The sequence below is a fragment of the Dyella sp. Tek66A03 genome (genome assembly GCF_052567735.1).
The window spans coordinates 4,691,612-4,712,992 of record NZ_CP199584.1; the positions used below are offsets into that span (position 1 = coordinate 4,691,612).

General features: G+C 64.3%; 20 protein-coding genes. 12 read left to right on the plus strand and 8 right to left on the minus strand.

Going from position 1 to position 21,381, the window contains the following annotated elements:
* Window positions 1-100 precede the first annotated feature (100 nt).
* The 3 genes from ACT01B_RS20805 to secB all read right to left on the minus strand — a co-directional run bounded on the left by ACT01B_RS20805 (window position 101) and on the right by secB (window position 4,802).
* Entirely contained in the window at window positions 101-3,130 is a 3,030-nt protein-coding gene (locus tag ACT01B_RS20805) for a DEAD/DEAH box helicase (RefSeq protein WP_445145104.1), read from the minus strand.
* 125 nt (window positions 3,131-3,255) lie between these two features.
* Entirely contained in the window at window positions 3,256-4,281 is a 1,026-nt protein-coding gene (locus ACT01B_RS20810; protein ID WP_445145105.1) for an NAD(P)H-dependent glycerol-3-phosphate dehydrogenase, read from the minus strand.
* A gap of 17 nt (window positions 4,282-4,298) precedes the next feature.
* Complete coding sequence (secB, locus tag ACT01B_RS20815) at window positions 4,299-4,802, minus strand: protein-export chaperone SecB (RefSeq protein WP_445145106.1); 504 nt, start codon at window positions 4,800-4,802, stop codon at window positions 4,299-4,301.
* A 299-nt stretch (window positions 4,803-5,101) separates the two neighbouring features.
* Here secB and rpmB point away from each other — a divergent pair, with 299 nt between their 5' ends.
* From rpmB to ACT01B_RS20835, 4 genes are all read left to right on the plus strand, one after another.
* Window positions 5,102-5,338 (plus strand): 50S ribosomal protein L28, encoded by a 237-nt coding sequence (rpmB, locus tag ACT01B_RS20820; RefSeq protein ID WP_445147542.1) that lies wholly within the window; start codon window positions 5,102-5,104, stop codon window positions 5,336-5,338.
* Window positions 5,339-5,348: 10 nt separating this feature from the next.
* The gene (rpmG, locus tag ACT01B_RS20825) at window positions 5,349-5,516 is read left to right on the plus strand and encodes a 50S ribosomal protein L33 (RefSeq protein ID WP_008211962.1); all 168 of its coding nucleotides are present in this window, start codon (window positions 5,349-5,351) and stop codon (window positions 5,514-5,516) included.
* A 319-nt stretch (window positions 5,517-5,835) separates the two neighbouring features.
* Entirely contained in the window at window positions 5,836-6,132 is a 297-nt protein-coding gene (locus ACT01B_RS20830) for a type II toxin-antitoxin system RelE/ParE family toxin (protein WP_445145107.1), read from the plus strand.
* Entirely contained in the window at window positions 6,113-6,418 is a 306-nt protein-coding gene (locus ACT01B_RS20835) for a helix-turn-helix domain-containing protein (protein WP_445145108.1), read from the plus strand. Before ACT01B_RS20830 ends, ACT01B_RS20835 begins: the two co-directional genes overlap by 20 nt.
* A gap of 456 nt (window positions 6,419-6,874) precedes the next feature.
* Here ACT01B_RS20835 and ACT01B_RS20840 read toward each other — a convergent pair whose 3' ends face one another.
* Window positions 6,875-8,068 (minus strand): DesA family fatty acid desaturase, encoded by a 1,194-nt coding sequence (locus tag ACT01B_RS20840; RefSeq protein WP_445145109.1) that lies wholly within the window; start codon window positions 8,066-8,068, stop codon window positions 6,875-6,877.
* Window positions 8,069-8,243: 175 nt separating this feature from the next.
* Between ACT01B_RS20840 and ACT01B_RS20845 the strand changes: the two genes are divergently transcribed.
* From ACT01B_RS20845 to mutM, 6 genes are all read left to right on the plus strand, one after another.
* Window positions 8,244-8,999, plus strand: coding sequence for an ABC transporter ATP-binding protein (locus ACT01B_RS20845; protein WP_445145110.1), 756 nt, complete (start codon window positions 8,244-8,246; stop codon window positions 8,997-8,999).
* Window positions 8,996-9,796: an ABC transporter permease gene (locus ACT01B_RS20850; protein ID WP_445145111.1), complete on the plus strand. Its 801-nt coding sequence runs from the start codon at window positions 8,996-8,998 to the stop codon at window positions 9,794-9,796. Before ACT01B_RS20845 ends, ACT01B_RS20850 begins: the two co-directional genes overlap by 4 nt.
* A complete protein-coding gene (locus tag ACT01B_RS20855; protein WP_445145112.1) occupies window positions 9,796-11,151 on the plus strand; it encodes a GldG family protein in 1,356 nt (451 codons plus the stop codon). Before ACT01B_RS20850 ends, ACT01B_RS20855 begins: the two co-directional genes overlap by 1 nt.
* On the plus strand, window positions 11,148-11,639 hold the full coding sequence (locus ACT01B_RS20860; RefSeq protein ID WP_445145113.1) for a hypothetical protein: 492 nt from the start codon (window positions 11,148-11,150) through the stop codon (window positions 11,637-11,639). The genes ACT01B_RS20855 and ACT01B_RS20860 overlap by 4 nt, the downstream gene beginning before the upstream one ends.
* Before the next feature lie 110 nt (window positions 11,640-11,749).
* Window positions 11,750-13,159, plus strand: coding sequence for an NADP-dependent phosphogluconate dehydrogenase (gene gndA, locus ACT01B_RS20865; protein ID WP_445145114.1), 1,410 nt, complete (start codon window positions 11,750-11,752; stop codon window positions 13,157-13,159).
* A 261-nt stretch (window positions 13,160-13,420) separates the two neighbouring features.
* Window positions 13,421-14,248: a bifunctional DNA-formamidopyrimidine glycosylase/DNA-(apurinic or apyrimidinic site) lyase gene (gene mutM / locus ACT01B_RS20870; protein WP_445145115.1), complete on the plus strand. Its 828-nt coding sequence runs from the start codon at window positions 13,421-13,423 to the stop codon at window positions 14,246-14,248.
* Between the two features lie 50 nt (window positions 14,249-14,298).
* On the opposite strand, the gene ACT01B_RS20875 is transcribed toward mutM, so the two are convergent.
* The 3 genes from ACT01B_RS20875 to ACT01B_RS20885 all read right to left on the minus strand — a co-directional run bounded on the left by ACT01B_RS20875 (window position 14,299) and on the right by ACT01B_RS20885 (window position 17,395).
* Window positions 14,299-15,063 (minus strand): hypothetical protein, encoded by a 765-nt coding sequence (locus ACT01B_RS20875; protein ID WP_445145116.1) that lies wholly within the window; start codon window positions 15,061-15,063, stop codon window positions 14,299-14,301.
* A 296-nt stretch (window positions 15,064-15,359) separates the two neighbouring features.
* Window positions 15,360-15,989, minus strand: coding sequence for a thymidine kinase (locus tag ACT01B_RS20880; RefSeq protein WP_445145117.1), 630 nt, complete (start codon window positions 15,987-15,989; stop codon window positions 15,360-15,362).
* Between the two features lie 65 nt (window positions 15,990-16,054).
* Complete coding sequence (locus ACT01B_RS20885; protein WP_445145118.1) at window positions 16,055-17,395, minus strand: NAD(P)/FAD-dependent oxidoreductase; 1,341 nt, start codon at window positions 17,393-17,395, stop codon at window positions 16,055-16,057.
* A gap of 165 nt (window positions 17,396-17,560) precedes the next feature.
* Here ACT01B_RS20885 and ACT01B_RS20890 point away from each other — a divergent pair, with 165 nt between their 5' ends.
* Entirely contained in the window at window positions 17,561-19,543 is a 1,983-nt protein-coding gene (locus ACT01B_RS20890) for a UvrD-helicase domain-containing protein (RefSeq protein ID WP_445145119.1), read from the plus strand.
* 8 nt (window positions 19,544-19,551) lie between these two features.
* Window positions 19,552-20,265, plus strand: a complete 714-nt coding sequence (gene bluB, locus ACT01B_RS20895; protein WP_445145120.1) for a 5,6-dimethylbenzimidazole synthase — start codon at window positions 19,552-19,554, stop codon at window positions 20,263-20,265.
* A gap of 21 nt (window positions 20,266-20,286) precedes the next feature.
* Here the strand turns inward: bluB and ACT01B_RS20900 are convergent, their stop codons facing one another.
* Entirely contained in the window at window positions 20,287-21,318 is a 1,032-nt protein-coding gene (locus tag ACT01B_RS20900; RefSeq protein WP_445145121.1) for an AI-2E family transporter, read from the minus strand.
* Window positions 21,319-21,381 lie beyond the last annotated feature (63 nt).

A 21,381-nucleotide genomic window follows, 5' to 3' on the forward strand; every position in this document is an offset into this window, starting at 1 on the left:
TCGCGGTAACGCTTCGACGAAGCCCGCTTCGATTCAGCCTCAACGCAAGATTGGCCCCTCACCTCGGCTCTCTCCCCAAAGGGGAGAGGAAGAAGATGAACTAAGCCGGCGCCAGCAGCGCGTCCAGATCCGACTGATCGAAGCTGAGCTTCTCGCGCGTGCCGCCACCTTCGAGCACGGCCTCGGCCAGCTCGGCCTTGCGTGCCTTCAGCTCCTCGATGCGCTCTTCCACGGTGCCGCCGGTGATCAGGCGGAACACGAACACCGGCTTGTCCTGGCCAATGCGATGGGCGCGATCGGAAGCCTGCGCTTCCGCGGCCGGGTTCCACCACGGGTCGTAGTGGATCACGGTGTCCGCAGCGGTGAGGTTCAGGCCGACGCCGCCCGCCTTGAGCGATAGCAGGAACAACGGCACCTCGCCTTCCTGGAACTGGCGCACCGGCTCGGCCCGATCGCGCGTTTCGCCGGTCAGCGTGACGTAGCGGATGCGCTGACGATCCAGTTCGTGGGCGATCAGCTTGAGCATTTCGGTGAACTGCGAGAACAGCAGCACCTTGCGGCCTTCCGCCAGCAGCGCGGGCAGCATGTCCATCAGCAATTCGAACTTGGCCGAATCGCGCACGCCACGCGCCGCCTCCAGCTTGACCAGGCGCGGATCGCAGCAGACTTGGCGCAGCTTGAGCAAGGCATCGAGCACCACGATGCCGCTGTGCGAGATGCCGCGCTGGGCGATGACCTCGCGCAACTCTTCGGCCAGGGACAGGCGCAGGCTCTCGTACAGTTCGCGCTGGCGGCCTTCGAGGATGACGCGCCGCGTGATCTCGGTTTTCGGCGGCAATTCGGAAGCCACCTGCGACTTGGTCCGACGCAGGATGAAGGGCGCGAGGCGGCGATTGAGGCGGTCCTGGCACTCGGTTTCGCGATGACGTTCGATCGGCACGCGGTAGTGGCGACGGAACGCGCCCTCGTCACCGAGCAAGCCGGGTACCGACAGGTCGACCTGGGACCACAGCTCGCCCAGATGATTTTCCAGCGGCGTGCCGGTGAGGCAGATGCAGCGCGGCGCGCGCAGGCTCAGCACCGCGCGGCGTGCCTGCGTGCGTGGGTTCTTCACCTGCTGCGCTTCGTCCAGCACGATCAGCGCGAACGGCTGCTTGCGCAGCGTGACCACGTCGCGCGGCAACAGCGCATAACTGGTAAGCACGATGTCCTGCCCGCCCAGCTGCGAGAAATCGCCACCGCGCTGCGGGCCATGTAGGGCCAGCACGCGCAGTGAGGGCGCGAAGCGGGCCACTTCCGCCTGCCAGTTCGGAATCAGGCTGGTGGGCACGACGATCAGCGCGGGCTGGGTCAGTTGGCCGCGTTCTTTCAACGCCAGCAAATGAGTGATCAGCTGCAGGGTCTTGCCCAGGCCCATGTCGTCGGCCAGCACGCCGCCCACGCCCGCTTCAGCGAGTGCGTTGAGCCAACGCAGCCCTTCGCGCTGATAGGGACGCAGCTCCACGGTGATACCTTCGGGCACCGCATCACTGGCTCGCTCTGCCGCATCACGCAGGCGCGCGGTGAAGCCACGCAGCGCATCGGGCGCGACCAGCTCGCCGCCGCTGGGCAGTGCGTCGACCAGCTCTTCCAGGCGGCCCGCCTGCACGCGTGGCAGGTGCAGTTTGTTGCGCGGGCGCTCGAGATACTCGGCCAGTGGCGCCAGCAGCCCGCGCAATTCCTTCAGGCGCACCGGCACGCGGCGGCGTTCGTCCACCGGCGCGTACCACACGGCGTCTTCCGGCTCGTTCGGCGCGGGGCTGAGGTTGAGTTGATGCTCGGCCAGGGCCTGCGCCACGGCGGGCAGCAGGTTGTGCCGCTTGCCTTCCACCTCGATGCCGATTTCCAGGTCGAAGGCGTGATCGTCGGTGTCTTCGACGGCGTTGCCGTACCAGCGCACCGGTCCTTCCAGCACTTCGAACGGGAAGCTCGGCGCGTAGTCGAGCATGAATCCCTCGGCTTCGAGCTTGGGCCGCAGCGCCAACCAGCGTGCCGGCGTGTTCACTTCCAGTGCGCCAGCGTAGCCTTTGCCGGGGAAAAGCCATGCATCTTCAGGCAACGTGTCGGCAAGATCCCAGGGCAGGCCTTCGGTATCCACGCCCGGCGTGAGGCCGGCGCGCTCCAGCTGCTCCATCGCGGAGAGCTCTTCGGCGCGGCGGCGGATGATCTCGACCAGATGACCATTGCGCACGCGACGCACCAGCGGCTCGCCGCCACGGCCAGGCAGGCGCTCGCCCGCATAGTCGAAGTTGAGACGGGCGTAGGCCAGCGGTGGCGTACCGGCCGCGAGGCGGGCGTGACGGGTGAGCGCGTGCAGGGTCAGCACCGGCTTGGGCGACAATTCGGCGCGACGCATCTCGCCCAACACCCGCGGCAACGGCAGCCGATGCGCCAACCGGCTGCGTGGCAGAGCATCGCGCAAAGTCTGACTGTATTCGTGCTTCAGCGGCGGCAGGTCCAGCCACTGGGCTTCTTCCAGCGGCGCCTCCAGGTGACCCAGCTCGGCGCGCTCACCGTCCATGTACCACAGGCCATCGATGCGCAGCAGGCGATGATTGGTGGGCAGCGAAGGGAACAATCGCTGGCTGCCATCCTGCTCCATATGCCATTGCCAATTGAGCTGATGCGATTTGCCGCGCGACACGCGCAGGCCGGCGAGGCCGCCCAGGAAACACGGCGAGGTATCGAGAATCTCCGCCAGCAGCGCATCGCCGACATGGCCGGACAGCCGCGCATAGCTGCGACTCTTGCGCAGACTCTGCGGCAGGCCGAGCACGGTGGCGGCAAGACGCTGTTCGTGTGGCTGCAAGTGCCGCTGCGCCAGATGCTTGCTGTCCAGCGGCGCAGGCCGCACGAAGCGACCGCCCTGCTCGGCCACCGTCAACAGCACCGGCGCCACGTCCAGATGGGCGTAGGGCACGCCCTCTTCAGGCATCACTTCGAGGAAAAAGCCCAGCACGCCCTGCTCATGGGGCGCGCCCACAGCCGCCGACGCCAGCAACTTGCGCCAGACACCAGGCAACGACTCGCCACCGCTGTCACTACGGGGCGCGACCAGGTCGCCGTGCTGTTTATCGTCCGGTGACTGCATGCGCATTCAGTCCGCTAGGGCGACCAAAACATTGAGCTTAGCAAGGGACTTGCACGAGTGCGCGTCTCATCGCGCGGTTTTTGATGCCGGATGATGAGACATGGCTTCACAGCTCAAACGGAGCGTCAAAATGGACCGAACAAGCCTTTCGGATACTCGGGCTTCTGCTGGCGTCCCATCAGCAGCTTGAGGCCCTCGGCGGGCGTGACCTCGCCGTGCAGGACGGCGCGCACGCCGCTGCTGATGGGTAGATCAAGCTCGTGCTTGGTCGCCAGGCGAACCACTTCGTCGGCGGTGAGCACGCTTTCCACCACCTGCCCGATCTCGCGAACGGCCTCGGCGATGCCCTGGCCACGTCCTAGCGCCAGGCCCAGGCGGCGATTACGCGAAAGATCGCCGGTACAGGTCAGCACCAGGTCGCCCAAGCCCGCCAGGCCCATCAGGGTCTCGGGGCGCGCACCCAGCGCCACGCCCAGTCGCAGCATTTCGTTCATGCCACGCGTAATCAGGCCGGCGCGGGCATTGAGGCCCAGCTCCATGCCGTCGGCGACACCAGTGGCGACCGCCAGCACGTTCTTCATGGCGCCACCCAACTCCGCACCCAGCACATCGCTGCCCGAATAGGCGCGAAAGTTCGGCGCGTGCAGCAACACGGCCAACTCATGGGCGAAAGCGTCATCGTCGGAATGCACGGTAACGGCACTGGGCATGCCGGCCGCCACTTCGCGCGCGAACGACGGACCGGTGACCACCGCCGCCGGACGCCCCGGGAACCGCGCGGCCACCAGCTCGTGCAGGAACCGGCCCGTACCTGGCTCGAAGCCCTTGGTGGCCCAGGCAATGCGGGCACCGGGCTCCAGCCACGGCTCGATGTCCTCCAGCATGGAGGCGAACGCGTGGCTGGGCACGACGATCAGCACCACCTGCGCGCCGCGCAAGGCAGCGGCGAGGTCGGCCTCGTAGACCAGCTCGGACGGCAGCTCGACATCCGGCAGATAGCGCCGATTGCGATGGCTTGCGGCCATTGCATTCAACGCGGAGGCATCACGCCCCCACAGCCGGGTCGGCACCTGGTTGCGCGCAGCAAGAGCCGCCAGCGCGGTGCCCCAGGAACCGGCACCGAGAACGGCCAGGATCGGACGCTCCTCCATAAGCAGGCTCTATCGGATCAGCTATTGAGCATCGGAGCGGCGCTGCCGCTGAGCATGCGACGCTGCTGCTCGGCGAACAGGGCGTCGAAATTGATCGGCTGCAGCAGGAACGGCGGGAAGCCGCCTTCCAGCACGAGCGAGGAAAGTATCTGGCGCGCGTACGGGAACAGCAGGTTCGGGCAGTAGCTGTTGATGATGCCGGCGTGGTCCACTTCGTTGAAGCCGGCAATGCCGAACACGCCGGCCTGCTGGACTTCGGCCAGGTACGCGGTGCGCTCGCCCAGCATGCAGGTAAGGGTCAGGCTCAGCACCACTTCGTACTGGTCGTTGCCCAGCTCCACGGCCTTCTGGCCCAGGTTCAGCTGCACCTGCGGCTGCTGATCCGTTTCACCTACTTCCTGGAAGATCTGCGGGGCGTTGGGTGCCTCGTATGACACGTCCTTCACATAGATCTTCTGCAACACCAGCTGCGGCTGGCCAGCCTGGCCATTGGCCTGGCCGTTGGCGGTGAAATCTGCCATGGGATATCCCTCGTAAAATAGTGCGAGTGCGGTTGAGCAAAGAGCTGAATTGTTCCATACATCCCCGCAGGCCGCCATGCGGACATCCCTCAATTGAGCAAATATTGCGCACGACCCTGTTTTTCTGGGAGAATGTCTGGCTCGACTATGCCGACCCGATGCTTCGGGCACGTTCGCGACGCGATGCGAACCTCACGGCAGACCCCGAAATCAACACCCTCCAGCATCGCGTGGCGCACAGCGCCGCTGGGCCGATGTCGCCCTGGCTAACGGGCGGTACACCGATTACGGAGGTCATCATGGCCCGTGTATGTCAAGTCACCGGAAAGGGTGTGCAGACCGGCAACAACGTCTCGCACGCCAACAACAAAACCCGTCGCCGCTGGTTGCCGAACCTGCATGAGCGTCGCTTCTGGGTCCCGAGCGAGAAGCGCTGGGTGAAGCTGCGCGTTTCCAACCACGCACTACGCACCATCGACAAGAATGGCATCGAGGCCGTGATCGCCGACCTGCGTGCTCGCGGCGAAAAGGTCTGAGGATTGAGCCATGGCTAATAGCAAACAAGACAAGATCCGCCTGATCTCCTCGGCCGGTACCGGCCACTTCTACACCACGCAGAAGAACAAGAAGAACACGCCGGAAAAGTTCGAGTTCAAGAAGTACGATCCGGTCGTCCGCAAGCATGTGATCTACAAGGAAGGCAAGATCAAGTGAGCGAGGGGCCACGCGCCTAGCGCGTGGCCTACCGTTGCTCACCCCTGCGAAGGCAGGGGTCCAGCGCCTTTCACAAAAAACCCGCCGCAAGGCGGGTTTTTTGTTTCACGATGAGCGGCGCAATACTCTCAACTGCGGCGGGCGCCGCCTTACTGTAACGGCACCCTGGCAGCAAGGATGGCGGGGCGGAAAAACATACCCGTTTCGGGTATACGTCAAAGACGAAGCGGGTATGAATGTCCTCAAGCGCAAGGACTTCGCTCGGTAGCAAGCTGCAGAGAAGCTACCCGATGCCGCTTTGTGCAAGGCGGTTCACGAAATGGAAGCCGGCCTGGTCGATGCGGATCTGGGTAGCCTCCTCTACAAGAAGCGGGTGGCCCGCCTTGGCGGTGGCAAGAGCGGCGGCTATCGGACGCTGCTGTCGGCGCGCATCGGAAGCCGCTATGTGTTCCTGCATGGGTTCCCCAAGAGCGACAAGGCGAACATTACGCAGGACGAGAGGAAGGCGTTGCAGTTCGCCGGCAAGGTGTTTCTGGAACTATCGGCTGAGGCTTTGGTGAAGGCACTGGAGATTGGTGTTCTATTGGAGGTGTGTTGTGACGAGCAAGCTCATTGAATCCCTGCGTGGCGATCTCGCCGCGCTGCAGGACGCTGGCGCGATCGGCAAGGTGACGATGCGCGAGTTCGATGTGATCTGCCCACCGCCAGTGCGAGCGTTCAGCGCCATCGACATTAAGCGGCTGCGCGAGCAACTGAAGTTCAGCCAGCCGGTGTTCGCCCTGCACCTGCACACGTCGGCATCGACGGTGCGCAAGTGGGAGCAAGGCGATACCCACCCCGCGGGGCCTGCGCTCAAGCTGCTGAACATCCTCGCAGACAAAGGTTTGCAGGCCATCATCTGAAGCGCCCGAGGGACATCATGGTGTCGGGTTGAAGTCATTCTTCTGATCAAGCCAATTCGCCAGACCGTGTCGGGTGAATCTGTCTCTTTTTGCTGCCTGAACTGAACCATGGCATCTTCAACTACTGCGGTGCCCAAGTGGTGACATCCGAACTCCTGCTCGACTCGGAAACCCTGGACCCTAGACCCCGTCTGCAAGCCGCACGTGCCATTGGCCGCAACCTCTTCTACAGCCGCGAAGCAGATCATCCGATGGCATGACCGCTCTGGCCGAACTCTCGGCCAACCTGCCTATTCAAAACAAGCAGGCACGCCCACACGACAACCGAGCCATACAGTCACTGGATCTCGACCTACGCCAGAGGGCAGGAACAAGGGGCGCGATTCAAATTCGGCACTGCCCAAAGAAAAAGCCCGCCTTGCGGCGGGCTTTTCATCACTTCGGTGACAATACCAATCAGGCGTTGGCGACCGAGTAGCTCTTCAGTCGAGCAGCGAACTCCTGCAAGGCACGAATGCCGCTCTGCTCTGCTTCGGCGATCCACTGCTGCAGGCCCTTCAGTGCCTGGTCGGCACCGCGCTGCTCCATCAGGGCCGCCAAGCGCGCACGGAAATCACACACGGTGCTGAGCGTCGGACGCTTGGCCAGCACGGCCTGCATGCGGTCACGACCTTCATTGTCCAGCCAGCGACCACCGTCGGCCAGCGCGAGACGCATGCGACGCGGCATCGACTTGATGCTGTCGCCTGCATGCTGCGCTTCGTCACGCATGGTCGGCATGATCACGTTGCGGTAGTAATCGGTCATCGCCGCGAAGCGATGGGTGAGCACGCCCTTCAGCGTCTCGGCATCCGGCAGGTGCACGTTGGGGCGGATATCCAGCGACGGCGCCACACGCAGCACCTTGGCCAGGCCCACGGCACGCAAAGCGCAGATGGCAGCCCAACCAATATCGAACTCCCACTTGCGCAGGGCGAACTTCGCCGAACTGGGGAAGGCGTGGTGATTGTTGTGCAGCTCTTCGCCGCCGATCCAAAAAGCCCAGGGGATCAGGTTTCTCGCGGTATCCGCGCTTTCGAAATTGCGGTAGCCCCACCAGTGGCCGATGCCATTGACGAAGCCGGCGGCCCAGAACGGGATCCAGATCATCTGCACAGCCCACAGCGCCGCACCGAGCACGCCGAAGAGGGCGAAGCTGATGATCAGCATCAGGGTCGGGCCCCAGTACGGATGGGCGCCGTAGAGATTGCGCTCGATCCAGTCGTCCGGCGTACCGCGGCCGTACTTCTCGAGGTCTTCCTTCACTTCGCTGGCGTCGCGGTACAGCGAGACGCCGTCCCAGAACACCTTCTTGATGCCGTAGATCTGCGGGCTATGCGGATCTTCCTCGGTCTCGACCTTGGCGTGGTGCTTGCGATGCACCGCCACCCACTCCTTGGTGACCATGCCCGTGGTGAGCCAGCCCCAGAAACGGAAGAAATGCGCCACCACCGGGTGCAGGTCCACACCGCGATGCGTCTGGCAGCGGTGCAGGTACAGCGTCACCGTGAAAATGGTGAGCTGGGTCATGATCAGCATGTAGATCGTCATGCTGAGCCAGCCGGCATGCGTGATGCCGTTGGACAAGAAATTGAGGACCGCGTCGAGCATGGGAAGCACCCAGGTGTATGAAATATCAGTCTAAGCGAGGGGTTTCCGTACCCGCCAGCATGGACAGCGCAAAATATTGTCGCACCTCTTTCGTGCAACAAAGTTAATGTGCTGTGCCACGCATTAGGGCCCTCACCCAGTTGTCTATAAGTGGGGGCCCCGTGACAATCATGCAATGACCGCGCCTACCGCCGTATTGCAACTGGATCACATCACCCGCCACCGGGCCGGACGAGCTGCCGTGACGGATCTCAGCCTGCAGCTGGACGCCGGACAGGTACTGGGTTTGCTGGGGGTCAACGGGGCGGGCAAGTCGACCACCTTGGCCATGGTGGCAGGGGCACTGGTACCCGATAAAGGCTGCATCAAGCTGAATGGCATGGACTTTATCGAGCACCCCGAACTGGCTCGCCGGGCCATTGGCTGGCTGCCGGAACGTGCCCCTTTGTGGCCAGAACTGACCATCAGTGAACATCTGGACGCGTATGGGCGCTTGCGTGGCCTGCATGGCGTGGCTTTGGCACAGGCCGCCAAGAAGATCATCGAGCGCCTCGACCTCGGCTCGCTAGGCCGCCGACTGGCGGGCGTATTGTCTCAGGGTCAACGCCAACGGCTTGGGCTGGCCTGCGCGCTGCTGCACGAACCCTCCCTGCTGGTGCTGGACGAACCGGCCAACGCGCTCGATCCGGTCCAGGTCGCCGCGCTGCGCGGCGTGATCCGCGAACAGGCGGCGGCCGGCACCGCCATCATTCTCTCCACGCACCTGCTGGCCGAAGTGACGGCGGCCTGCGATCGCGTGGCGATCCTGCACGAAGGCCAGTTGCGCTATGACGGCCCGATCACAGACGGCGACCACCGAATGCTGGAACAGACCTTCTTCGATATCGCCATGCGCGGAAATGGGAACGGCGACCGGATGCACGCGGCATGAGCCTGCCTTGGACGGGTGTGTTCGCGGTAACGCGACTGGAACTTCGCCGCTTGTTTGTCCGCCCGCTGGCCTGGGTGCTCGCCGCACTGACCTTGGCCCAGCTCGCCTGGCGCTTCGTGCTGCTGCTGGGTGGCTTCCTGGCCAGCCAGATCAAGCTGGCGGCGCTGCCCGGCGGCCCCGGTTACACCGACCTGGTCGGGGTACCGATGCTGAGCAGCATCCTCACCGGTGGCATCCTGCCGTTTGGCGTCGCCGAGCTGGCGCTGGTGATCGTGCCGCTGCTGGCCATGTCGACCCTGGCCGGCGAACGCAGCAACGGCACCTTGCCGCTGTGGTTCGCCACCGGCCTGCCCTCCTCGCATATCGTGCTGGGCAAGTACCTGGCGCTGATGCTGTGGCTGGTGATCTGGCTGGTGCTGGCGCTGGCCATGCCCTTGAGTCTCGCGCATGGCGTCACCCTGGACTGGGGCAAGCTGGCGTCCGCATCGCTGGGGCTGTTGCTGATGCTGGCCGCGCTCGCCGCCATTGGCGTGGCCTGCTCAGCCTTCACTGCGCTTCCCGCGATGGCGGCCGCCACCAGCCTGATGCTGGGACTGGCCCTCGCTGGCGTGAACCTGGGTGCGCAGATGGCCGGCGTCAGTAATGGTTTTTTCAATGCGCTGTCGCTGAGCGCCCATCTCGAATCGCTGTTGCGAGGGCTGGTTTCCAGCGCCGACGTCATGTGGTTTGTGCTGGTGATCGCGGTCGCGCTGGCGCTTGCCACGCAACGCCTGAGCTCCGAGCGGGAGCGCGGCTGATGACGCGTCTGTTTCGACATCTGAACGGCTGGCTGTTCGCCTTGGCGCTACTGGTGGGCGCCGGCGCGCTGGGTTATCTCGCCGCGCGCTATGACCATGTCGCCGACTGGAGCTACGGTGGCCGCGCCAGTCTGTCCCCCGAAACACGTGCCGTCTTGGCCACGCTAAGCGGTCCCGTCGAGATCGTCAGCTACGCCGGGCCGCAAGGCGATCTGCGCAACACCGTCAGCAACTTCGTGCAGCGCTACCAGCGCGTGAAGAGCGACCTGTCGCTGCGCTTCGTCGATCCGCAACAGGATCCGGCGGCCATGCGCGAGCTGGGCATTACCGTCGACGGCGCCTTGATCATTCACTACCAGGGCCGCGAGCAGCGCCTGGACGAGCTGTCCGAACGCAGCCTCACCAATGCGCTTGAACGCCTCGCACGCGGTGGCGAGCGCATCGTGGCCTTCGTTTCCGGCGACGGCGAGCGTCGCCCCGACGGCAAGGGCAATGCGGACCTCGGCACCTTCGTGGCGCAGCTGGAAGGCCGCGGCATGCGCGCCGTGCCGCTGAACTTCTCGCAGGTAGCCGCAGTGCCGCAACACACCGACCTGGTGGTGCTGGCGAGCCCGGAGCTGGCCTTGCCCGACGGTGCCTTGAAGGCCCTGACCGACTACGTTGCCAATGGCGGCAACCTGTTGTGGCTGACCGAACCGAGCAATGATGACCTGCATCTGCAAGTGTTGGCCGATGCGCTGAGTGTGCGGGTGCTGCCCGGCGTTATCGTCGATGGCCAGGGTGCGGCGCTGGGCCTGAAAGACCCGCGCATGCTCGCGCTGGGTAGCTACCCGGTGAACCCCATCACGCGCGGCCTCACGCTGACCACCTTGTTCCCGCAGGTCTCCGCGCTGGCAGTGACCGCACGCAGCGACTGGACCGTGATGCCGTTTCTGCACTCGAGCGCGCAGAGCTGGACCGAGTTCAAACCCATCGACAATGCGCAAGACTCCACGGTCCAGTACGACGCCAACCTGGGCGAGCTGAAAGGCCCGCTGGACTTCGCCTTCGCGATGACCCGGCTGTCGCCGAGCCCGGATAAGAAAGAACAACGCGTCGTCGTGATCGGCGATGGCGACTTCCTCTCCAACACCTTCCTCGGCAATGGCGGCAATCGTGCGCTGGGCGAACGCATCTTCGACTGGCTGCTCGGCGACGATGCCTTGGTCAACCTGCCACCGCGTGGTGCGCCGGACCGCGTGCTGCAAATCTCGCAGGCGCAGCTGAGCGGCGTGACCCTGGGCTTCCTGGTCGTGCTGCCGCTGTTGCTGCTGGGCATCGGTGGCTGGATCACCTGGCGCCGTCGTCGCGCATGAAGCGAGCCGTGCGCCAATGCTTGTGGATGATCGGTGGTGCCGTTGGGCTGGTCGCGCTGGCTGGCTGGCAATGGCAGCGCGATCGCGCGCAGGACCCTGGCAGCTTACTGGATCTCTCGCCCGCATCCGTCACGCAGGTGGAACTCAGGCTGGGCCAAGGCGCCACTGAACGCTACTCCCGGCATGACGGCCATTGGTGGCGCACCGACGGCACGCCGGTGCGCGCCGACGATGGGCGCCTTGGCGAGATGGTTGATACAGCGGCAGCCGCCGTGCTCAGCTGGCGTCCGGCCAATGATTTCGTGCCCGCCAAGATTGGTCTTTCCCCGCCGCTGGCGGTGCTGAGCCTGGACGGTCAGCGGCTGGAATTCGGCGAAATGTCGGTCACCGGCCCGCAGCGCTATGTGCGCGTGGGTGACCGCGTAGCGCTTATTTCCGTACGCTACATGCCCCGGCCTGTCACCGGCGAGGTTAGGCAGCTGCAGTAGACCGTTTTTTTGGGTCATCCCGGCCTTTGCGAGGATGACGGGTGGCAAGCCCACTTGCACCTAGCACTCCCCTCCCCATATCTAGGCCATTCCTCGACAGGAGCAGCGGTATGAGTCAGCAGGCGATCGGCGTGATCGGCATGGCAGTGATGGGTCGCAACCTGGCTCTCAATATCGAGAGTCGCGGCCACGCGGTATCCATTTACAACCGCAGTCGCGAGAAGACCGACGAGGTCGTCGCCGAGCATCCGGACCGCCGCCTCGTACCCACCTACACGCTGCGCGAATTCGTCGATTCGCTGGAAAAGCCGCGACGCATGCTGCTGATGGTGAAGGCCGGCGAACCCACCGATGCCACGCTTGCCGAACTGAAGCCCCTGCTGGACAAGGGCGACATCGTGATCGACGGCGGCAACACTTTCTTCCAGGACACCATCCGGCGCGAACGCGAGTTGAGCGCGGCGGGCCTGCACTTCATCGGTACCGGCGTTTCCGGTGGCGAGGAAGGTGCACTGCATGGTCCTTCGATCATGCCGGGCGGGCCGCGTGACGCTTACGACCTGGTCGCGCCGATTCTTACCGAGATCGCGGCGCGCGCGCCCGATGGCGAACCCTGCGTGGCCTATATGGGCCCGAATGGCGCTGGCCATTACGTGAAGATGGTACACAACGGCATCGAATACGGCGATATGCAGTTGATCTCCGAAAGTTACGCGGTGCTGCGCAACGTGCTGGGCCTTTCCAATGACGAACTCGCCGCCGTCTATGCTGAATGGAACAAGGGCGAGCTGGACAGCTACCTGATCGCGATCACCGCGGACATCTTCACCAAGAAAGACAGCGAGACCGGTAACGCACTGGTCGACATGATCCTCGACCGTGCCGCGCAGAAGGGCACCGGCAAATGGACCAGCCAGAGCGCGCTTGACCTGGGCGTGCCGCTGCCGTTGATTACCGAGTCGGTGTTTGCACGCTTGCTGTCGGCCATCAAGGAGGAGCGCGTTGTCGCCAGCAAGGTGCTAGCCGGCCCCAAGGCGCCGGGATTCACCGCCGACCGCGCCGCCTTTATCGAAGCCGTGCGCCGTGCGCTGTACTTCAGCAAGATCGTGTCCTATGCCCAGGGCTTCGCCCAGCTTCGCGCCGCCTCGGACGAATACCAGTGGCAGCTGCCGTACGGCACTATCGCGCGCATCTTCCGCGCCGGCTGCATCATTCGCGCGCGCTTCCTGCAGAAGATCACCGACGCCTATGAGCGCGACGCCCAACTGAACAATCTGCTGCTCGATCCGTATTTTCGCGATATCGCCGCGCAGTATCAGGACGCACTGCGCGAAGTGGTGGCTACCGCCGTACGTGCCGGCGTGCCGGTGCCGTGCTTTGCCTCGGCGATTGCCTATTACGACGGCTATCGCGCCGAACATCTGCCCGCCAATCTGTTGCAGGCGCAGCGCGACTACTTTGGCGCACATACCTTCGAGCGCGTCGACAAACCCGGCAGCTTCCACGCCGACTGGAGCTAACCGCACGCCTCTAGGAGCGCACCCTGGGGGCGATCACGGCGTTACCGCTTCGTAGGCTTTTCACTCGGGCCATCCCTGGCCCTCGCCCTGCGGGCAGCTTACGATGTGCAAACCGGCAATCCTGCCGGTTTGTCACTCGGGCCATCCCTGGCCCTCGCCCTGCGGGCAGCTTACGATGTGCAAACCGGCAATCCTGCCGGTTTGTCGCGCACAGGGTGCGCTCCTACAGACATATACATCCACCGTGCCGAGTTGTAAGTCGTGCCTGAATTGCCCGAAGTCGAAACTACCCGTCGTGGTATCGAGCCGCATGTTGTCGGTCGACGCGTTACCGGGGTGACCCTGCGTCGCCCGGATCTGCGTTGGCCGATTCCTGCGGAGATCAGCGAAGTGCTGCCGGGCCAGCGCATCGATGCCGTCGAGCGGCGCGCGAAGTATTTGCTGCTGCATACGCAAGCCGGCAGCGTGCTGGTGCATCTGGGCATGACCGGTGTGCTGCGCGTGTTGCCGCCCGATGCGCTGGTCGGTAAGCACGATCACGTCGACATCGCGCTGGAGCCGACCGCGACCGAGGGGCCTCGCATCCTGCGTTTCACCGACGCGCGGCGCTTCGGTTGCGTGCTGTGGCAAGCACCCGGTGACACGCACGAGCTACTCGCATCGCTCGGGCCGGAGCCGCTGACCGATGATTTCGATGGCGACCTGCTGTGGCATCTGTCGCGTGGACGCAAGGCTGCGGTGAAACTGTTCCTGATGGACAACGCCATCGTGGTTGGCGTGGGCAATATCTACGCCAGCGAGGCGCTGTTTGCGGCAGGCATTGATCCACGCAAGCCCGCGGGCAACGTGTCGCGTGTGCGTTATGCGCGATTGGCGGCGGAGGTGAAGCGCATCCTGGCCTGGGCGATCGAACGCGGCGGCACGACGTTGCGCGACTTTCTCAATCCGGATGGGGCGCCCGGTTATTTCTTCCGCGAGCTGCAGGCCTATGGTCGCGAGGGTGAGCCGTGTCGGGCGTGTGGCACGCCGATTCGGCAGGTAGTGCTGGGGCAGCGTTCGACGTTTTGGTGTCCGAAGTGCCAGCGGTAGCTCCAAGCTCCTTCTCCCAAAAGGGGAGAAGGAGCCAAGAGCCGCCACGATTAATCTGGCCAGCGAAACTCCACGAACGTATTGTTGAACTCCGGATCCTCCATGCCACCGCCCAGCTGGGCGACCAGTTCGCCGCCCAGGCCTTCGGCCTCAAGCTTCTGGCCATCGGCGAAGTGCGCGCCGAGTGCTTCCAATTCCACCAATCGCTCGCACAGCAGCCCAGCGCGATCACTGTCGGCTTCCGGCACGTTGCGGACGCTAATGTCCGGCCGTCCAAACTTGCGCATGCCGCGCGTATGCACCCAGTAGCGTCCAGATGCCTCTTCGGGATCGCGCAGAATAAGCAGGTGATTACGGATCGGTGCGCCATCGCGGATCAGGAACTGCCGGCGCCAGCCATCGGCGTCGAACAGGCTCAGCGTCTGCGGATCGAGTATGGCCTTGCCGCCCACGTCGAGCAGCGCCGCCAGCACGCCCAGCGTGTCGCGCAGGTAGCCGGTGTCCGAGCTATCCGGGAGGCGACCGCGTACTACCAGGACTTCAGGTGAATCCAGGGCCAGCTTGTACGCTTCCGGCGCATCGTCCTTGAACATGCGGCCCATACCGCCCTTGAGCGGATAGCCCTCCCACTGACGCAGTGCGTTGTGGTGGTGGCTGGTCAGTTCCATGCCCTCGGGCAGGCCTTCGCTGCCGTAGTCGATGGAAGGTGCGCGCACGGGCTCAAACTTGCCGAACACGTAAAACTGCAGCAGGGCTTCCTCACTGCTCGGCTGCCAATGCGGACGCTGCCAGGCGGGGATGGTGATCTTGGACATACCTGTTCCTTAGAGTGGTCTAGTGGGCTCAGTGCCCTTCTTAGGGACGCCCTGATCGATGCGACGAGGGTGTCACCGGCTCTGTCTGCCCGCAGATGCGTGCTGCGTCGGCGAAGGCAGGCTGCCTGTCGAGACGGCGCGGCGCGGAGCTGCGGGCAGACAGAACCGGCCCTTCGGGTGATGTCCAGAAAGCCCGCAGGCCGTGGTGCGCGGCTTGCCCAGGCGGCCAGCCTGCGCTGCGCCACGCCCCACACCCTGCGAACTTTCTGGACATCATGCCACCCTCGTTGCATCGATCAGGGCGTCCCTAACGGCAGCACCGACTGCTGCAGCTCGATCCGGCCGTGTCCCTCGGTGATGTTCTTGAACTCGGCACGACTCACCGAGACATAGCGGTCGTTGCCGCCAATCTCAACCTGCGGACCCTCGGTCACGGCGCGACCCTGTTCATCGACGCGCACCACCATGGTGGCCTTGCGACCGGTGTGGCAGATGGTCTTGATCTCTTCGAGGTTGTCGGCCCAGGCCAATAAGTAGCGACTGCCCTCGAACAGTTCGCCCCTGAAATCGGTGCGCAGGCCATAGGCCAGCACGGGGATGTTCAGCCGGTCGACCACATCGCTGATCTGCCACACCTGGGTCTTGCTGAGAAACTGCGCCTCATCGACGAACACGCAATGCAGCGGCCCGCACGCAGCAATATCGGCCTGCACCATGGCGAGGAGATCTTCTTCTGCGCCGAACCGGCGCGCCTCCGCCTTCAGGCCAATGCGCGAGGCCACTACACCCTCGCCAAAACGATTGTCCAGCGCGGGCGTGAGTATGAGCGTGCGCATGCCGCGCTCGCGATAGTTGTAGGCGCTCTGCAGCAATGTCGTGGTCTTGCCAGCGTTCATTGCCGAGTAATAGAAGTAGAGCTTTGCCATGATCGTTCCTGTTGCGGGGCGCTGATGTTACCCGTTTGCCGGCTGCCTTAGCGGGCAAACCTGCTTCACTCCTTGTCCAGCGGGGTGGTGCCTCCCGTAAAGCGTGTGCGAGCCTGCGCCAGCCGGTACTTGCGCTCGTCGCTCCAGCGCCGCCAATGGCACAGCGCCAGCACGTCATAGACCAGCCGGAAAGCGAGGATACGCGTCCACACCTTGAACGAATCGAAGACGTCGCCGGCCAGCATGGAAACCACGCCCTGCTCGATCTGGAACGTATTTCGCGGCGAGCGAAACAGCTGCTGCATCACCGGCCCATTGAAGCGATAGATAAAGAATCCGAAGCGGCGCATGCCTCGCCGCTGGCGCCGCTCCAGCCGCCGCTGAAGAGCGGCTTCCGTGGCTGGTTCGCGCAACGCGCGATCGACGACCTCGGCCGCCTGCTCGGCTCCGCTCATGGCCAGATACACGCCCGAGGAGAAAACGGGATCGAGGAAGGCGAACGCGTCGCCCACCAGCACCCAGCCGGGCCCGCCCATCCGCTGGGATTCATAGGAATAGTTGCCGGTCACGCGAACCTCGTTGCCGATCAATTCGGCCTGCTCGACGCGCTCCCACAAGGCCGCATTCTGTTTCAAGGTCTCGCGCAGGAAGTCCACCGTGCGACCGCGACGCTGCTTGAGATAATCGGGCCGACATACGGCGCCCACGCTCATCACGCCGTCCGGCAGCGGGATCATCCACATCCAGCCATGCGCGAAGCGATAGATGCTGATATTGCCCGCATCCTCGCCGGGCCGCGTCTGCGCGCCCCGGTAGTGGCCGAAGATCGCCGCACTCTGGTGTTCGGGGTTCTTGAGCCTGAATTTTCCGCGGCTGGCGAGCAAGGCGTCGCGGCCACTGGCGTCAACCACATAGCGCGCTTGCAGCTGGTATTCCTCGCCCGCTTTCGTGGCAACACGCAAGATCGACTCGCGCGGGCCTACATGCGTCACTTCGCGTACTTCATGCCCCTCGCGCGCATCTGCGCCCGCTTGGCGCGCATGCTGGAAAAGCATGGCGTCGAAATCCTGCCGCCATACCTGGTACGCATGCGGCGGACTGTGGCCAATGGCCCGGGCGAAGGCAAACGTGTTGTAGCCGCGCTCATTGTCCGCCTCGAAGTCGGCGCCGGCCTTGTACACGCCCAGGTCGCGCACTTTCTCCAGTACGCCGAGACGCTCGAAAATCGGCAGGTTCATCGGCAGCAGCGACTCACCGATATGGAAGCGCGGGTGCCGGTCTTTCTCCAGTACCACCACGTGATAGCCGCGTCGCGCCAGCAAGGCCGCGGCCGTACTGCCGGCAGGTCCCCCGCCGATCACGACGACGTCGCACTGCTGTGTCGGGATGCGCTCCCCGTCCGCCATGCCACCCTCCAGCGCCCAGCCAGGGCCCCATTATGCGGCGGCACGCGGCGTATGCCACAGGAGCGACGACGCCGGAGACGCCGACCCGCCCGGCTGGCTATACGGACCGAACGGCGCGACCCGCCTCTGCTACCATCGTGCGCCGCTCAAGATACCGCGCTGACCATGCTCAATCCCCAACAATTGGCCGCCGTCGAACATTGCGACGGCCCGCTGCTGGTATTGGCCGGCGCAGGCTCGGGCAAGACCAGCGTGATCACGCAGAAGATCGCGTATCTGATCACCCGCAAGAAACTGTCGCCGTCCAAGATCGCCGCCATCACCTTTACCAATAAGGCGGCGAAGGAGATGCGCGAGCGCGTGGCGAAGCTGATCACTACTGAGGATGCGGCGGCACTCACCGTATGTACCTTCCACGCCCTGGGCTTGAAATTCCTGCAGATCGAGCATGAGCGCGCCGGCCTGCGCCGTGGCTTTTCGGTGCTGGACGCCGATGACAGCGAAGGCATCATCAAGGAACTGTCGCCCAAGGGGGTGAAGTCGGATGTGCTGTTCGGCATCCGCAACCTGGTCAGCCGCGCCAAGAACAGCGGGCTGTCGCCGGAAGAAGCCTTAGCCGCGGCGCGCAGTCCCCGTGAGCTGGATGCCGCCACCATCTACGAGATGTACCAGCAGCGTCTTGCCGCCTTCAATGCGGTGGATTTCGACGACCTGATTCGCCTGCCACTGCGCATCCTGGAAAGCGACATGGAATGCCGCAATGCCTGGCGCGAACGCCTGCGCTATTTGCTGGTGGACGAATACCAGGACACCAACGACGCCCAGTACCGGCTGCTCAAGGCCTTGACTGGCGATCGCGGTGGCATCACCTGCGTGGGCGACGACGATCAGTCGATCTACGCCTGGCGTGGCGCTAATCCCGAGAATATCGATCAGCTCGGCCGGGATTGGCCGACGCTGCGCGTGATCAAGCTCGAGCAGAACTATCGCTGCGGCAAGCGCATCCTGCGCGCTGCCAACAAGCTGATCGCCCACAACCCGCATCTGCACGAAAAGAAACTGTGGAGCGAGCATCCGGAAGGCGCACAGATCCGCGTACTGGAGTGCAAGGACAACGAGAACGAAGCCGAGCGCGTCGCTGCCATTGCCGCCACCCTGGCGGAGAAGCACAAGGCACGCTGGCACGATATCGCCATCCTGTATCGCGGCAATTTTCAGGCGCGGCCGCTGGAAAAGGCGCTGCGGCTGGCACGCGTGCCCTACCACCTCACCGGCGCCCTGAGCTTTCTCGACCGCGCCGAAGTGAAGGACCTGCTCTGCTATCTGCGCCTGCTGACCAATCCCAGCGACGACGCAGCCTTCCTGCGTGTGGTGAACGTACCCAAGCGCGAGATCGGCTCGACCACGCTGGAGAAGCTGGGCCAGATCGCGCAGACGCGCCATGCGCCCTTGCTGGAAGCTGCGCGCAGCGACGCCGTCTTGCGCCAGTTGACGCCGCGCCCCGCCGCCGCGCTGGCGTCCTTCACTACGCTGATGGATGAGCTGCGCAGCGCCTCGCTGCACGAAAGCGCCGCCGACCTGGTGGAAACGGTGCTCAAGCGCACCGGCTACGCCGAACAGATCGCCGCCAGCACCACCGACGCCGCCTTGCGCGAACGCCGCCTTGGCAACCTGCGTGAATTGGCGGACTGGTTTCGCGCCATGCAGCGAGGCAACAACACCGCCGGCGATCTTGCTGCGCAGCTGGCGCTGCTCAGTCATGCCGACCGTGATGAACCCGGCAATGCCGTGCGCATGATGACGTTGCACGCAGCCAAGGGCCTGGAGTTCCGTTTTGTCTTTATCGTCGGCTGCGAGGACGGCACCCTGCCCCACGACGGCGCGATCGACGAAGGCCGCATCGATGAAGAGCGGCGCCTGATGTACGTGGGCATTACCCGCGCCAAGGAAATGCTGACGCTGTCGTGGTCATCCAAGACCAAGCGCTACGGCGAAGTGCACAGCAACCAGCCCAGCCGCTTCCTGCATGAGTTGCCGCAGGACGATCTGCACTGGCAAGGCAAGGATCCGGAAGCGGACAAGGAAGTGGTGCGCGAAACAGCCGAATCGCATATGGCGAAGATCGCCGCGATGCTGGCCGGCGGCTGATCACTGACATGAGCGATCACGCGTTTCCCGATGCGCAACGCGAGGGGCTTTATCGCGCCATCCACGAACGTCGGGATGTGCGCTCGCAGTTCTTGCCTGATCCCATCGCGCCGGACGTGCTCGCGCGCCTGCTACTCGCTGCGCATCACGCACCCTCGGTCGGTTTCATGCAGCCCTGGGATTTCATCGTGATCGATCGGCCGCAAACCAAGCAGGCGGTGAAGGCGCTGTACGACCGTGCCAACGCCGACGCCGCCGGTAACTACGAAGCTGACCGCGCCGCGCTGTACCGCCGGCTCAAGCTCGAGGGCATCGTCGAGAGCCCGATCAACCTATGCATCACCTGCGACCGCACCCGCGGCGGTCCGCATGTACTGGGCCGCAACACCATGCTGGATGCCGACCTGTTCAGCACCTGCCTGGCCGTCCAGAATCTCTGGCTTGCCGCCCGCGCGGAAGGCATCGGCGTGGGCTGGGTCAGCATCGTCGACGCGGCGGAACTGGCCGGGGTTCTGGGTCTGCCGACCCACGTGGTTCCGCTGGCCTACCTCTGCCTGGGCTACGTCAGCGAGTTTCTTCCACGCCCTGAACTGGAAACCGCCGGCTGGCGCGCACGACTGCCGCTGGATGACTTGCTGCACGGCAACCAATGGGGCGAACCCTTGCAGGACGATTCGTTGCTGAGCGCCTTGCGCGACATCACGGCCGATGCGACACGCTGACGGCGTGCGCGCCAACGGCACTCAGATCATCCGCTCCGCTTCCAGCTCACTCTTCAGATACGCATAGTAGATCGGCCCGGCAATCAGCCCGGGTAGGCCGAAGGCGGCCTCCATGATCAACATGGCCACCAGCAGTTCCCAGGCGCGTGCGCGTATCTGGCCGCCGACGATGCGTGCGTTGAGGAAGTACTCGAGCTTGTGGATCAGCACCAGGAAGCCAAGCGCGGCGATGCCCACGCCCAGCGACAACGACAGGCCGGCGATGGTGATGGCGGTGTTGGAGATCAGGTTGCCGATCACCGGCAACAGGCCAACGATAAAGGTGACGATGACGAGGGTCTTGGCCAGCGGAACATGGATGTCCATCAGTGGCAGGACACCCAGCAGAAAGATCGCGGTGAAGACCGTATTGAGCAACGAGATCTTGAATTGCGCGAACACGATGTTGTGGAACGCTTCGGCCAGACGCTGACAACGTAGGCCCAGTGCCGCCGCCAGCGGACCGACCTGATGCGCCGGACGTGCCCGACTCAGCGCGACGACGGCGCCCAGCACCATGCCGATCAGGATATGCACGAACACCCGCGCAGCCCCCTTGCCGATGGTTTGCAGGCTCACCGAATGCTTGCGGGTCAGCTCCATCGCCATCACGCGCAGGTCGTCCACGCTGTCGGGCAGCCAGCCCACTACCGAGGCGGGCAGCTGCTGGCGCGCCTTCTCCACCAGCGGCATCAGCTGTTGCTGCCACATCACTTCGGGATTGCCAATTTCATTGCGCAGGAAACTCACTGCGCTAAGGATCAACAACACCAGCAGTCCCACCACGATGGTGCCCAGCAAGGCGACCACCAGCACGCGCGCGCGGTCGCTGGGCACACGCTTGCCCAGCAGCGGCGCCGTCGATTGCACGAGCTCGTAAACCAACAGTCCCGCAAACAATGCCGGCAGCAGGTGTAGCCCCAGCACCAGCAGCAAGGCCACTCCGGCCAACACATAGCTGGTCACCCTTATCGCAAGTGACGATGGGCGTTGGACGGTCGAAACAGATTCCATGCAGTTCATACGAGCAGCGGGGATTCTCCGAGTCTGTCAGCAGCACGAGGCAGCCGCCAGCCC